The sequence below is a fragment of the Micromonospora sp. NPDC005707 genome, from assembly GCF_040631005.1.
Classification (GTDB): Bacteria; Actinomycetota; Actinomycetes; order Mycobacteriales; family Micromonosporaceae; genus Micromonospora.
Map to the genome: position 1 here is coordinate 479,063 of NZ_JBEXYR010000003.1, position 14,044 is coordinate 493,106.

The 14,044-nt window shown below is 74.1% G+C and carries 11 protein-coding genes; all 11 read left to right on the forward strand.

The window, feature by feature from the left end:
- The first annotated feature begins 56 nt into the window (after positions 1-56).
- The 11 genes from mraZ to ABZ452_RS07455 all read left to right on the forward strand — a co-directional run bounded on the left by mraZ (position 57) and on the right by ABZ452_RS07455 (position 13,881).
- Positions 57-488: a division/cell wall cluster transcriptional repressor MraZ gene (mraZ, locus tag ABZ452_RS07405; RefSeq protein WP_073831045.1), complete on the forward strand. Its 432-nt coding sequence runs from the start codon at positions 57-59 to the stop codon at positions 486-488.
- Between the two features lie 204 nt (positions 489-692).
- Complete coding sequence (rsmH, locus tag ABZ452_RS07410) at positions 693-1,802, forward strand: 16S rRNA (cytosine(1402)-N(4))-methyltransferase RsmH (RefSeq protein ID WP_357939889.1); 1,110 nt, start codon at positions 693-695, stop codon at positions 1,800-1,802.
- On the forward strand, positions 1,799-2,398 hold the full coding sequence (locus ABZ452_RS07415; protein ID WP_357939891.1) for a hypothetical protein: 600 nt from the start codon (positions 1,799-1,801) through the stop codon (positions 2,396-2,398). The genes rsmH and ABZ452_RS07415 overlap by 4 nt, the downstream gene beginning before the upstream one ends.
- Before the next feature lie 3 nt (positions 2,399-2,401).
- A complete protein-coding gene (locus ABZ452_RS07420) occupies positions 2,402-4,609 on the forward strand; it encodes a penicillin-binding protein 2 (RefSeq protein WP_357939894.1) in 2,208 nt (735 codons plus the stop codon).
- Positions 4,610-4,661: 52 nt separating this feature from the next.
- On the forward strand, positions 4,662-6,224 hold the full coding sequence (locus ABZ452_RS07425; protein ID WP_357939896.1) for a UDP-N-acetylmuramoyl-L-alanyl-D-glutamate--2,6-diaminopimelate ligase: 1,563 nt from the start codon (positions 4,662-4,664) through the stop codon (positions 6,222-6,224).
- Entirely contained in the window at positions 6,221-7,618 is a 1,398-nt protein-coding gene (murF, locus tag ABZ452_RS07430) for a UDP-N-acetylmuramoyl-tripeptide--D-alanyl-D-alanine ligase (protein ID WP_357939898.1), read from the forward strand. The genes ABZ452_RS07425 and murF overlap by 4 nt, the downstream gene beginning before the upstream one ends.
- Entirely contained in the window at positions 7,615-8,739 is a 1,125-nt protein-coding gene (mraY, locus tag ABZ452_RS07435; RefSeq protein ID WP_357939900.1) for a phospho-N-acetylmuramoyl-pentapeptide-transferase, read from the forward strand. The genes murF and mraY overlap by 4 nt, the downstream gene beginning before the upstream one ends.
- A 214-nt stretch (positions 8,740-8,953) precedes the next feature.
- Positions 8,954-10,396, forward strand: a complete 1,443-nt coding sequence (locus tag ABZ452_RS07440) for a putative peptidoglycan glycosyltransferase FtsW (protein ID WP_357940079.1) — start codon at positions 8,954-8,956, stop codon at positions 10,394-10,396.
- Positions 10,396-11,502 carry an undecaprenyldiphospho-muramoylpentapeptide beta-N-acetylglucosaminyltransferase gene (murG, locus tag ABZ452_RS07445; RefSeq protein WP_357939903.1) on the forward strand — a complete coding sequence of 369 codons (1,107 nt, stop codon included), beginning with the start codon at positions 10,396-10,398 and terminating at the stop codon, positions 11,500-11,502. Before ABZ452_RS07440 ends, murG begins: the two co-directional genes overlap by 1 nt.
- An 82-nt stretch (positions 11,503-11,584) precedes the next feature.
- Positions 11,585-13,066: a UDP-N-acetylmuramate--L-alanine ligase gene (gene murC / locus ABZ452_RS07450; protein WP_357939905.1), complete on the forward strand. Its 1,482-nt coding sequence runs from the start codon at positions 11,585-11,587 to the stop codon at positions 13,064-13,066.
- Positions 13,063-13,881 carry an FtsQ-type POTRA domain-containing protein gene (locus tag ABZ452_RS07455; protein ID WP_357939907.1) on the forward strand — a complete coding sequence of 273 codons (819 nt, stop codon included), beginning with the start codon at positions 13,063-13,065 and terminating at the stop codon, positions 13,879-13,881. Before murC ends, ABZ452_RS07455 begins: the two co-directional genes overlap by 4 nt.
- Positions 13,882-14,044 lie beyond the last annotated feature (163 nt).

The following is a 14,044-nucleotide window of genomic DNA, read 5'->3' on the forward strand; positions in this document are numbered from 1 at the left end:
CGGCCCGGGGGGTCAGCGGCGCCGCGAACGCCGCTCAGGGCGAGGGGGTTGGGCCGATGTTCCTCGGCACCCACACTCCGCGCCTGGACGACAAAGGCCGGTTGATCCTTCCGGCGAAGTTCCGGGACGAGCTGGCGGGGGGTGTCGTGATCACCAAAGGGCAGGAGCGCTGCCTCTACGTCTTCCCGATGCCCGAGTTCCAGCGGATCGCCGACCAGTTGCGCGCGCAGCCGATGACGAGCAAGGCGGCCCGGGCCTACAGCCGGGTCTTCTTCGCCAGCGCGCACGACGAGGTGCCGGACAAGCAGGGACGGGTCACCATCCCCGGGCACCTCCGGTCGTACGCCGCGCTCGACCGCGACCTGGTCGTGATCGGCGCGAGCACCCGGGTGGAGATCTGGGACAGGGCGGCCTGGGAGGCCTACCTCGCGGAGAGCGAAGACGACTTCGCCGACATCGAGGAGGGGGTGCTGCCCGGCGGTCTGTAGGGCGTGACGGCGCCCGACGTACTGCGAGATCTCCACCCGCTTTCGAGTTCCTGGCACCCCTTCCCCGGTGCCAGGCGCACGATCCGATACGGAGGGCCGCGGCCTCCGGCGGGCGGGAGCGGATGGGGATCTGGCGGTATGGCGAGGCGCCGTGACGACGACGGACGCAGGGACGGAAGCGGGTTTCAACCAGTGGGGGTCGAGATGGGGGAGCTACGCGGCACGCACGTGCCGGTGCTGCTCGAGCGGTGTCTCGAGTTGCTGGCCCCCGCGCTGGGTCGGCCCGGCCGCACCGTGCACGTCGACGCCACGCTCGGCCTGGCCGGGCACGCCGAGGCGGTGCTCGAGGCGCACCCGGACACGGTGCTGATCGGCCTGGACCGGGACACCGAGGCCCTCGCCCACGCGCGGGTCCGGCTGGCCCGGTTCGCCGACCGGATCCACCTGGAGCACGCCGTCTACGACGAGTTGCCCGACGTGCTCGACCGGCTGGGCTACCCGGCGATCGACGGGATCCTGTTCGACCTCGGCGTCTCGTCCCTGCAACTGGACGCACCCGACCGCGGGTTCGCGTACGCGCAGGACGCGCCGCTGGACATGCGGATGGACCAGACCCGGGGGGTGACCGCCGAGGAGGTGGTCAACACCTACTCCCACCCGGACCTGGCCCGGGTGCTGCGGGTGTACGGCGAGGAGAAGTTCGCCGGGCGGATCGCCTCGGCGATCATCCGGGAGCGCGAGCGGGCGCCGATCACCTCGTCGGCGCGGCTGGCCGAGCTGGTCCGGGAGAGCATTCCGGCACCAGCCCGACGAACCGGGGGACACCCGGCAAAGAGAACGTTTCAGGCTTTACGGATCGAGGTAAACAGGGAACTGGCAGCGCTGGAGACGGCGCTGCCGGCCGCTCTGGACAAGCTCACCGTGGGCGGCCGCATGGTGGTCCTGTCCTACCACTCGCTGGAGGACCGGCTCACCAAGCAGGCGCTCGCCGACCGGGTCCGCAGCAAGGGCCCGGTCGACCTCCCGGTCGAACTGCCCGGGTCGGGTCCGACGTTCCGGCTGCTGAGCCGGGGCGCGGAGCTGCCCGGGGAGGCCGAGGTCGCGGCGAACCCGCGTGCCGCCTCGGTGCGGCTGCGGGCCGCGGAACGGCTCGACCCGGAGGCGGCCCGGCAGGGGCGTACCGACCGCGAACGGTACCGCCGCCGGGTGAAGGCGATGCACCAACCGGGGACGGGGTCACCGGGGTCCGGAACGGACCCCCGGTCGGCGCCGGGGGACGGGAACGGGACGGACGAAGAGGGGGAGGGGACATGAACGTCAACCAGCGCGACGGCCGGGACACCGGCATCGGGCAGCGCGCACCGCGGTCGGGGGGCCGGACCGCGGCGCAGCGTGCCCCGCGCACCACGTCGACGGTGGCGGCCGACCGGCCCGACCGCCGGGGGGAGACTCGCGCCCGGGGGGCGCGCGAGTTCCCCACCCAGGGCAGCGCCGCGCTGCGGCCGGCCGAGCGCCCGAAGGCCACCGGCACGACCTCGCCGCGGCTGCGGGTCGCCCCGCCGCCGCCGGTCCGCGTGCCGCGGGCGCCGTTCGTCGGGCTGATCCTGGTGCTCGTGGTCGGCGGGGTGCTCGGCATCCTGGCGGTCAACACCAAGATCAACGAGAACGCCTTCAAGCTGGAGAAGCTCCAGCAGCAGCAGGCCAAGCTCGACGTCGACCAGCAGCAGCTGGAGAAGGAGATCGCCGACCAGAAGGCGCCCGGCAACCTGACCGCCAACGCCCGCAAGCTGGGCCTTGTCGACTCCGACGAGCTGGCCTACATCCGGCTGCCGGACGGGAAGGTGATCGGCGTCCCGCACCCAGTGGAGGGCGCGCCGGCGATCACCAGCCAGCAGGGCAACGGAGGCTGAGCAGTGCCGCCGAGATCGGATGAACCGCGCCGGGACGCCACGGGCTCCCGGCGCGGCTCGTCGCGGGGCGCGGAGCACCGGGAGCCGGGCGTCAACGGCATCTCCGACGCCCGGGCGTACACCCCGCGCGGCCGGACCATCCGGGAGGGTGGCGGCGCGGCCCGCACCGGTGGTGGCGCCGAGCAACGGCGTACCCCGCGCAGCAGCCGCTCCGGCGACCCGTTCCGCCCGGCGTTGCAGGTGCTCGACGGCGGCCGGACCGGGGCGACCCGCGCCGGCCGCCGGGAGACCGCGGCCGGTGGCCGGGCCGGTGTGGTGCGGACCGTCTCCGGTCGGCCGGTGCACGAGCCGTTCGACGACGACGACGACCTGCCGGCGCCGCGGCGCCGGTCCGGGCCTCGGCGTCCCGCGCGGCCGGCCGCCGCCCGGCGGCCGGTCCGCAAGCCGCGCCGCCCGCCCAAGCTCGCCGACCCGCGTCGCCGGCTGCGGCTCGGCACCCTGCTCGTGCTCGCGCTCTTCACCACCATCGGCATCCGGCTGGTCTACCTCCAGACCGTCAGCACCCCGGCGTACGCCGACGGCGGGCTCGCCAGCCGGCTCGCCGTGGTCGAGCTGCCCGCCCCGCGCGGGGCGATCTACGACCGCACGGGCGCCCCACTGGCCCACAGCGTCGAGGCGCGGTACGTCTTCGCCGACCCCACGCAGGTCAAGGACCGGGCCGCCACCGCCCGGCTGCTGTCCCCGCTGCTGGGCGTGCCCGCCTCGGAGCTGGCCGGGAAGATGAAGCCCCGCAAGCTGCCCGGTGGCGGCTGGTCGCAGTTCGAGTACCTGGCACGCGGCGTCGACATCGACCGGGCCAAGCAGATCATGGCGTTGGAGCTGGCCGGCATCGGCGTGCACCGCGACGAGCGGCGCGAGGTGCCCGGCGGTGACCTGGCCGCCAACCTGCTCGGCTTCGTCAGCCAGGACATGAACGGCCTCGAAGGGCTGGAGGCGAAGTACGACGACGTCCTCGAGGGCAAGCCCGGCAGGAAGCGGTACGAGGTGGGGCAGGGCGACCTGGCCGCGCCGATCCCGGGCGGCTACAGCCAGACCACCCCGGCCCAGCCGGGCAGCTCGCTGGAGCTCACGATCGATCGCGACGTCCAGTTCCGGACGCAGCGGATCCTGTCCGAGGGGATGGCGCAGACCCGCAACAGCGTCGGCGCCGCGGTGGTCATGGAGGTCGGCACCGGCGACGTGCTGGCCCAGGCGAGCTTCCCCACCTACAACGCCGCCGATCCGACCAAGGTCAATTCCCCGGCCGACCGCGAGGACGCGGCCACCAGCTTCATCGTCGACCCGGGCTCGATCCACAAGGCGATCACCTACGGCGCGGCCCTCCAGGAGGGCGTGATCACCCCGGACACCACCTTTCCGGTGGCCAACAGCATCAACAGGGGCGGCGTGCCCTTCACGGACACCCACCCGGCCAACGGGCGGACCATGAGCATCCCGGGCATGCTCGCCTTCTCCTCCAACGTCGCGACCATCGAGATCGCCGACCGGCTGGGCAAGGACCGCCTGATCGACTACCAGAAGCGGTTCGGGCTGGGGCAGCCCACCGGCGAGGGCATGCCCGGGGAGGCCTCCGGCCGGTTGCTCCCCGCCGGCGAGTGGAGCGGCTCGTCGTACGGGTCGGTGCCGATCGGGCACAGCGTGGACGCCACCCCGTTGCAGATGGCCGCCGCGTACGCCGCCATCGCCAACGGCGGCACCTACGTCCAGCCGCACCTGATCAAGAACGTGATCGGCCCGGACGGTAAGAAGAAGCCCGGCGCCGCCCCGGTCACCCGCTCGGTGCTCAGCCCGGCCAACGCGGCCGCGCTGCGCCGGATGCTGGAGGCGGTCACCACGGTCGACGGCCCGGACGGGCGGGCCACCGGCCTGGCCGCCGCGGTGCCCGGCTACCGGGTGGCCGGCAAGACCGGCACCGGCCTGCGCTACGAGGGCGGCAAGCGCCAGCCCGGCGAGGTGGCCTCGTTCATCGGGATGGCCCCGGCGGAGAATCCCCGGTACGTGGTGGCGGTCTTCGTCTGGAGCCCGGGCGGTGAGGGCGGCCAGGTGGCCGCGCCGGCCTTCCGGGAGATGATGTCCTTCACTCTCCGGCACTACCGGGTGCCGCCCTCGGCGACCAACAAGTCCCCGAAGTTCGAGGTCTTTCCGCACTGAGCCGGGAGGGCGGGACATCATCGGTGAGTGGCGACGAACCACCGGGGCGGCTGTGCGGTCGGAACCGGACGACCGGGTAGGGTCTGACGCCGTGCCCGGCAATCCACGTCCCGCGACCGTGAATCCCGTCCGGCTCGGCGACCTCGCCGCACGGCTGGCCGTCGCGCCGCCGGAGGGGGCCGCCGAGGTGGCCGTCACCGGGGTGACCCACGCCAGCCAGGAGGTCCGCCCCGGCGACCTGTACGCGGCCCTGCCCGGCGCCCGCCGGCACGGCGCGGAGTTCGCCGCCGGTGCGGCCGCGGCGGGGGCGGTGGCCCTGCTGACCGACCCGGCCGGTGTCGCGCTGGCCGCCGGCGCGGGCCTGCCCGTGCTGGTCGTCGACGACCCCCGGGCGGTGCTCGGCGAGATCGCCGCCACCGTCTACGGCGACCCGACCGCCGGGCTCACGATGATCGGCGTCACCGGCACCGCCGGCAAGACCTCGACGAGCTACCTCATCGAGTCCGGGCTGCGCGCCGCCGGGCACACCACCGGCCTGATCGGCACGGTGGAGACCCGGCTCGGCGACCTGGTGATCGACAGCGTCCGGACCACCCCCGAGGCGACCGACCTGCACGCCATGCTTGCGGTGGCCCGCGAACGCGGGGTGGACACCGTGGTCATGGAGGTCTCCAGCCACGCCCTGGCCATGGGCCGGGTCGGCGGGGTCCGGTTCGACGTCGGCGGCTACACCAACTTCGGCTCCGACCACCTGGACTTCCACGCCGACGAGGCGGACTACTTCGCCGCCAAGGCGAAGCTCTTCGACGGGCGCTGCCGCGTCGAGGTGCTCAACCACGACGACCCGGCGCTGCGGCCGCTGCTCAAGCCGGCGACCGTGACCTACTCGGCGGCCGGCGACCCGACCGCCACCTGGTGGGCCGACGGGATCGGCGGCGAGGGCTACGCGCAGCGCTTCACCGTGCACGGCCCCGACGGGCTCGCCCTGCCCACCGGGGTGGCCCTGCCCGGCCGGCACAACGTGGCCAACGCGCTGCTGGCCGTCGCCATCCTGGTGGCCGCCGGGGTCGACCCGGCGACCGCGACCCGCGGCGTGGCCGCCTGCGGCGGGGTCCCCGGCCGGCTGGAACTGGTCAGCGGGGACGCCCCGGTACGCGGGGTCGTCGACTACGCGCACAAGGCGAACGCCATCGAGGCGGTCCTCGTGGCGCTGCGCGACCTGACCGACGGCCGGCTGATCTGCGTGCTCGGCGCCGGCGGCGACCGGGACCGGGGCAAGCGGCCGGTGATGGGGGCCACCGCCGCGCGGGGCGCCGACGTGGTGCTGGTGACCGACGACAACCCGCGCACGGAGGACCCGGTCGCGATCCGGGCCGAGGTGCTGGCCGGCGCGTACGCGGCGGGCACCGGCGCGCGGATCATCGAGGCGCCCGGCCGGCGGGCCGCGATCGAGGAGGCGGTCCGGGTGGCCGAACCGGGGGACATCGTGGCGCTGCTGGGCAAGGGGCAGGAGCGCGGCCAGGAGATCAACGGCGAGGTGCTGCCGTTCGACGACCGGGTGGAGCTGGCGGAGGCGTTGCGCGCCCGCTTCGGCGACCTGGTGGGGCAGCCGTGATCCCGCTGACCCTGGCCGAGGTGGCCGCCGCGGTCGACGGCCGCCTCGTCGCCGCCGACCCGGACGCCCGGGTGACCGGCTCGGTGGAGTTCGACTCCCGCAAGGTCACCCCCGGCGGCCTCTTCGTCGCCTTCCCGGGCGAGAAGGTGGACGGGCACGACTACGCGGCCGGCGCGGTCTCCTCCGGCGCGGTGGCCGTGCTCGGCACCCGCGAGGTCCCCGGCGTGCCGATGGTGCTGGTCGGCGACGCGCTCGACGCGATGGGACGGCTGGCCCGCGCGGTGGTCGACCGGCTGCCCGGCCTGACCGTCATCGGGCTGACCGGTTCGTCCGGCAAGACCACCACCAAGGACCTGATCGCCCAGCTCGCCGTCCGGCTCGGCCCGACCGTGGCGCCGCCCGGCTCGTTCAACAACGAGCTGGGGCACCCGTACACGGCGTTGCAGGCCGGCCCGGAAACCCGCTACCTGGTGATGGAGAAGGGCGCCCGGGGGGTGGGGCACGTCCGTTACCTGTGCGAGGTGGTGCCGCCGCGGATCTCCGTGGTGCTCAACGTCGGGGTGGCGCACATCGGCGAGTTCGGCTCGGTGGAGACGATCGCGCTCGCCAAGGGGGAGCTGGTCGAGGCGCTGCCCGCCGACGGGCTGGCCGTGCTCAACGCCGACGACCCGCGGGTCGACGCCATGGCGTCGCGCACGCGGGCCCGGGTGGTCCGCTACGGCGAGTCCGAGCGGGCCGACGTGCGCGCGGTGGACGTGACGGTGGACGGGCGGGGCCGTGCCTCGTACACCCTCGTGACGCCGGAGGGGAGCGCGCCGGTGCGGCTCGGGCTGACCGGCCGGCACCAGGTGTCCAACTCGCTGGCCGCCGCGGCGGTCGCCCGCGAGCTGGGCCTGCCCCTGGCCGACCTGGCGGTGGCCCTCGGCGAGCTGGGCCTGGTCTCCACCCGCCGGATGGACGTGCTGGAACGCCCCGACGGGGTGATCCTCATCGACGACTCGTACAACGCCAACCCGGCCTCCACCGGCGTGGCGCTGCGGGCGCTGGCCAGCATGCGGGGTACGGGGCGTACCGTCGCGGTGCTCGGCTACATGGCCGAGTTGGGCGACTTCGAACGGGAGGGGCACCAGCAGGTCGGCCGGCTCGCGGCCGAACTGGGTGTCGACCGGCTCCTCGTGGTGGGCGAGCCGGCGGCGCCGATCCACGAAGGCGCGACAGCGGTAAGCAACTGGGGAGGAGAGTCGGTGCTGCTCACCGATCAGGCGGCGGCCGTCGAGGTGCTGCGGAGCGAGCTACGTCCGGGTGACGTGGTGCTGGTGAAGGGCTCCCGGTACCGCACCTGGGAGGTGGCGGACGCGCTGCGCGCGGACGCCGAGAAGGGGTCTGCTGCATGAGGGCGGTGATCGTCGCCATCGGGGTCGCCTTCCTCATCTCGCTCTTCTGCACCCCGATCGCGATCAAGGTGTTCACCCGGCTCAAGGCCGGCCAGCCGATCCGGGCCGAGGGCCCGGCCATGCACCAGGGCAAGAAGGGCACGCCGACCATGGGCGGCGTGGTCTTCATCCTGGCCACGGTGATCGCGTACGTCGCCGGCCACCTGGCGCTGACCACCCTGCCGGACGCGCAGATCGCCCAGGTCGAGCCGACCATCACGGCGCTGGTGCTGCTGGGGCTCATGGTGTTCTCCGGTGCGGTCGGTTTCATCGACGACTTCCTGAAGGTCCGCAAGCGGCACAGCGGCGGCCTCAACAAGCGCGGCAAGCTCGCCGGCCAGATCCTGGTCGGCGCGATCTTCGGCGTGGTGGCGCTCTACTTCCCGAGCAGCATGACCGACGTCCGCGGCAACGCCACCAACACCGAGACCGTCGGCAGCACCATGCTGAGCTTCATCCGGGACATCCCGGCCCTGGAGATCGGCAAGATCGGCGCGATCATCGTGATCATCCTGGTGGTGATGGCGGCGACCAACGGGGTGAACCTCACCGACGGCCTCGACGGCCTGGCCACCGGCGCCTCGGTGATGGTCCTCGCCGCGTACGCGCTGATCGCCTTCTGGCAGTACCGGCACTGGTGCGCCGACCCGAACTACACCGAGGCGTACTGCTACTCGGTCCGGGACCCGCTGGAGATCGCGTTGATCGCGGGCGCGGCGGCCGGGGCCTGCGTCGGCTTCCTCTGGTGGAACACCTCGCCGGCCCGGATCTTCATGGGCGACACCGGCGCGCTCGGCCTGGGCGGGCTGATCGCCGGCATGGCGATGTCGACCCGGACCATCCTGCTGCTGCCGATCATCGGCGGCCTCTTCGTGATCATCACGATGTCCGTGGTGATCCAGATCATCTCGTTCCGCACCACCGGCAAGCGGGTGTTCCGCATGTCGCCGCTCCAGCACCACTTCGAGCTGGCCGGCTGGAGCGAGGTCAACATCGTGGTCCGCTTCTGGATCATCGCCGGCATCGGTGTGGCCATCGCGCTGGGCCTGTTCTACAGCGAGTTCCTCGCCGCGGTGAGCTGACCGGCTGCCGCTGCGTCACGGCGGGATCCCTGGGTGTTACCAGGGATCCCGCCGTTTCGCGTTCCGACACGCCGACCGGGCGGTTGCGCCACGGACGGGCGGGTCGAGCCGCCATGATGGGCGGGTGGGGGAGGCGAGAGACACCGAGGGCGCGACCGACACGCAGGCCCGACGGCCGCCCGCGGCGACCCGCCCGGCCGACCCGCCCGGGCCGCTGCTCGGGCTGGACGCGGCCGGCGGGCTGGCCGCGCTGCGTGGCCTGCTGGCCCGGCCGCTGGCCTCCTACTACCTGCTGCTCTCCAGCGCCGGCCTGCTGCTGCTGATCGGCCTCACCATGGTCTTCTCGGCCACCAGCGTGAAGGACTACGCCGAGGAGGGGAACGCCACGGCGTCCCTGGTCAAGCAGACGATCTTCGCGGTGATCGGGATCGTCGCCTTCTGGGCCTGCCAACGGCTGCCCGGCCGGACGTTCCGGGCGGTGTCGCGGCCCTTCCTCGGGGTGGCCGTGGTGCTCCTGCTGGTCCTCAACCTGCTGGTCGCGCTGGAGGCGCTGTTCCGCGTCAAGTCGCTCGGCCCGCTCAAGGCCCAGCTGCTCTGGCTCTACGTCGGCCCGATCTCGGTGCAGCCGGTCGAGGTGGCGAAGTTCGCGCTGGTGCTCTGGGGCGCGCACGTGCTGGCCCGCAAGGGCGCCGCGCTCGGCTGGTGGAAGGAGCTGGCCACCCCGCTGTTCCCGGTGGTCGGCCTGCTCTTCGTGCTGGTCGGCTACAACGACCTGGGCAGCATGCTCTGCCTGCTCGCCCTGGTGGTCGGGATGCTCTGGGCGGCCGGGGTGCGGCTGCGGGTGTTCGCCGCCCTCTCCGCGGTCGGCCTGGCCGGCGTGGGCCTGCTGGTCGCCGCCGCGTCGCTCGGCGCCGGCTCCGGATCCCGGGACGCCGACAACTACCGGCTCGGGCGGCTCACCTCGTTCCTCGACCCACCCGACCCGAAGACCTGCTTCGACGAGCAGCTGCCGAACTGCTACCAGCTCGTCCAGGCCCGCTTCGCGCTGGAGAACGGCGGCTGGTTCGGCGTCGGGCTCGGCAAGAGCAGCGCCAAGTTCGGCTGGCTGCCCGAGGCGCACAACGACTTCATCTTCGCGGTGATCGCCGAGGAGCTGGGCGTGGTCGGCTGCACGGTGGTGCTGGTGCTCTTCGCCGTGCTGGCCTATTCCGGGCTGCGGATCGCCCGCCGGGTGGAGGACCCGTTCCGCCGGCTCGCCGCCGCCGGGGTCACCGCCTGGCTGGTCGGCCAGGCCGTCATCAACATCGGCGGGGTCACCGGGCTGCTGCCGCTCACCGGCGTACCCCTGCCCTTCATCTCCGACGGCGGCAGCGCCCTCGTGGTGACCCTGGCCGCCGTCGGGATGCTCGCCTCCTTCGCCCGCGCCGAGCCGGACGCGGCCCGGGCCCTGCATGCCCGTCCGCCGGCCCGGTGGGTCCGACTAGTGTGGGCCCCGTTGCCGCCGCTTCCCGGCCGGCGCCGCCGACCGGCGCCGCCACCGGCGGACCGAGGGTCCGTGCCCCGGTCCCGCCCGCGGCGGCAGGACGACCAGGCCGCGGCCCGCGGCGCCCGGTCCGACCGGGCGCGCGCCGGCACGGCGAGCGAGAGGAGACGCTGATGGGTCCGCTGCGTTCGGTGGTGCTCTGCGGAGGCGGCACGGGTGGGCACATCTATCCGTTGCTCGCCTTCGCCGACTGCCTGCGCCGACACGACCCGAGCGTCCGGATCACCTGCCTCGGCACACCCAAGGGGCTGGAGAACGAGCTGATCCCGCCGGCCGGCTACGACCTGCGCCAGATCCCGGCCTACCAGCTGCCCCGCTCGGTCAACATGAGCCTGGTCCGCACCCCGGACCGGATGTGGAAGGCGTCCCGCGCGGCGGGCAAGGTGCTCGACGAGGTGCGGGCCGACGTCGTGATCGGCTTCGGCGGGTACGTCTCGGTCCCCGGCTACCTGGCCGCGTGGCGGCGCGAGCTGCCCATCGTCATCCACGAGGTGAACGTGCCGCCGGGCGTGGCCAACCGGCTCGGCATGAAGTTCACCAAGAACGTCGCGGTCGGCTTCCCGCACCAGCCGGCACAGGCCGAGTCGCTGCGCGACGCCCGGGTGGTCGGGGTGCCGCTGCGCCGGGGCATCGCCGGGCTGGACCGGGCCGCCGTGCGCAACGCCGCCCGCGCCCACTTCGGGCTGCGTCCCGACCTGCCGGTGCTCTTCGTGGCCGGCGGCTCGCAGGGCGCCCGCTCGATCAACCTGGCGGTCTCCGGTGCGGCCAAGGAGCTGGCCCGAAACGGCGTGCAGGTGCTGCACGTGATCGGCGCCCGCAACGAGCCGGTCTCGGTCCCCACCGACCTGCCGGTGCCCTATGTGACCCTGCCCTACCTGTCCGAGATGGAGCTGGGCTACGCGGCCGCCGACCTGATGCTGGGCCGCGGCGGCGCCATGACCTGCGCCGAGGTGGCCGCCATCGGCCTGCCCACCATCTACGTGCCCTACCCGCACAGCAACCAGGAGCAGAAGCGCAACGCGCTGCCCGTGGTGGAGGCGGGCGGCGGGCTGCTCGTCGACGACGCCGAGGTGACCCCGGCCTGGGTGGAGCGCACCGTGATCCCGCTGGTCCGGGACCCGCAGCGGCTCGCCGCGATGGGCGCGGCCGCGGCCGCGTACGGTCGGCGCGACGGCGACGTGGCCCTGCTGAACTTCGTCTACGAGGCGGTGAGCCGGTGAGCGCGAGGAGTGAGCCGGCGAGCCCCGCAGTCGCGAACAACGGTGGCGCAGTGATGGCCGCCGCGACCGGAAGGTACGTCTCATGAACACCGCGCAGTTCACCCCCGCCGGCACGATGACCGCGGAGGACCTGGGCCGGATCCACCTGATCGGCGTGGGCGGCGTCGGCATGAGCGGCCTGGCCCGGCTCTTCCTCACCCGGGGCCTGCCGGTCTCCGGCAGCGAGCTGCGGGAGTGGCCCTCCCTGGCCGGGCTGCGGGCGCTGGGCGGCACCATCCACATGAGCCACGAGGCGACCAACCTCGACGGCGTGGACACGGTCGTCTACTCCTCGGCCATCCCGCAGGACCACCTGGAGATGGTGGAGGCGCGCCGGCGCGGGCTGCGGGTGCTGCACCGCTCCGAGGCCCTCGCCGCCGCCATGACCGGCCGCGCGACCGTGGCGGTCGCCGGCACCCACGGCAAGACCACCACGACCTCGATGGTCACCATGGTGCTCCAGCAGGCCGGCGCCGACCCGTCCTTCGTGATCGGCGGCGAGATCTCCGAGGTCGGCTCGGGCGCGCACCACGGCACGGGCGAATACTTCGTGGTCGAGGCGGACGAGAGCGACCGCTCGTTCCTCATCTACCGCCCGTACGTGTCGATCATCACGAACATCGAGGCCGACCACCTCAACACCTATGGCGACCTGGCCAACCTGGAGGCGACCTTCGCCGAGTTCGCCCGGCTCACCGACCCGGAGGGCTTCATCGTCACCTGCGCCGACGACCCGGGCGGGCGGCGGCTGGCCGAGACGCTGCGGGCCGAGGGGCGCCGGGTCTGGACGTACGGCGAGTCCGCCGACGCCGACCTGAGGCTGAGCGGGATGGCCTCCTCCGCGCAGGGGGTGCGCTACCTGGCCGAGATCGAGGGCCGGTCGCTGGGCGAGATCCGGCTCCCGGTGCCGGGGCGGCACATGGGGCTCAACAGCGCCTCGGCGGTGCTCGCCGCGTACCTGCTGGAGCTGCCGATCACGGCGGCGGAGGCCGCGCTCGGCGCGTTCCCCGGCGTGCGGCGGCGCTTCGAGCGCAAGGGCGTCGCGGACGGCGTGCTGGTCTACGACGAGTACGCCTACCACCCGACCTCGATGACGCTGGCGCTGCAGACGCTCCGCGAGGTGGCCGGCGAGGGCCGGCTGATCGTGGTGTTCCAGCCCTACCGGCTCTACCGCACGCGCGACCTCCAGGCGGAGATCGCCGCCGCCCTCGGCATCGCCGACGAGCTGGTGCTGCTGGAGGTCTTCGGGCCGGGTGAGCTGCGGCAGCCCGGCGAGGGCTCGGCCGCGCTGCTGCAGGTGGTGCCGCTGCCTCCGGACCGGAAGGTCTTCGTCGAGGCGTGGGACGACGTGCCGGCCGAGGTGGCCCGCCGGGCGCGGCCGGGTGACGTGGTGGTCACCATGGGCGCGCCGCCGATCTCGCTGATGGGCGACCAGCTGCTCGACGCCCTGCTGGCCCGCACCGGTGGCGCCGCGGCGATCGGCAGCGGCGTCGACCCGGACGGCGCGGCGGCCACGGCCGGATGAGCCCCGGCCCGGCCCGCGGCCGCACCCCCGGCCAGGACGGCGGGGCCGGTCGGCGCAGCCCGGCCCGGCGGTGGCAGCTGGTCCGGGCGGGCGCGGACGCCGTACCCCCGTCCACCCGGCGTTTCATGGCCCGGGCCCGGCAGCGGCGGATGCGCGCCGCGCTGCCCTGGGCGGTCACGGTCGCCGTGCTGGCGGTCGCCGGGCTGGTCGCCTGGACCGTGCTGGGCACCGGCCTGTTCGGTGTCCGGGAGGTGCGGGTGGTCGGCGCGACGCTGGTGACCCCGGTCGAGGTGCGCGACGCGGCGGCCGTGCCGGACGACGCTCCGCTGGCCCGGGTGGACCTGGCCGCGACCGCCCGCCGGGTCGGCACGCTCGCCGCGGTGGAGCGGGCCACGGTGGAGCGGGACTGGCCGGGCGCCCTGGTGATCCGGGTGGTCGAGCGGACCCCGGTGGCCGCCGTGCCGCAGGGCGAGCGCTGGGCGGTCGTGGACCGGGCCGGTGTGGTCTTCCAGAGCCTGGACCAGGCCCCCGCCGGGCTGCCGGTCGTCCGGGTCGGCAGCCCGGCCCCCGACGATCCCGGCACCCGCGCCGGGCTGGACGTGCTCGCGGCGCTCAGCCCGAAGCTGCGCGCGGAGCTGGTCGCGGTGGACGTGGCCGGGCTGGCCCGGATCACCCTGCTGCTGCGCGACGACCGGAAGGTGGTCTGGGGCGACGCGACCCGCAGCCCGGACAAGTCCAAGGTGGCCACCGCCCTGCTCGGTCGGAAGGCCGACACGATCGACGTCAGCGCGCCGGACGTGGTCACCTTCCAGTGATCCGCCGGTCAGCCGGGGTGAGCCGGCCCGCTCCATGGGCGACACGCCGGAAAGGTCCTTGGCTCAGCGCGCGGCGGCGCATACGTTGCCCCGAAGAGATCAGTGGTTGACATCGCTCTAAGCCTCTAGTAGAGGGTGAGGGTTTCAGCCGTCGGAACAGCTG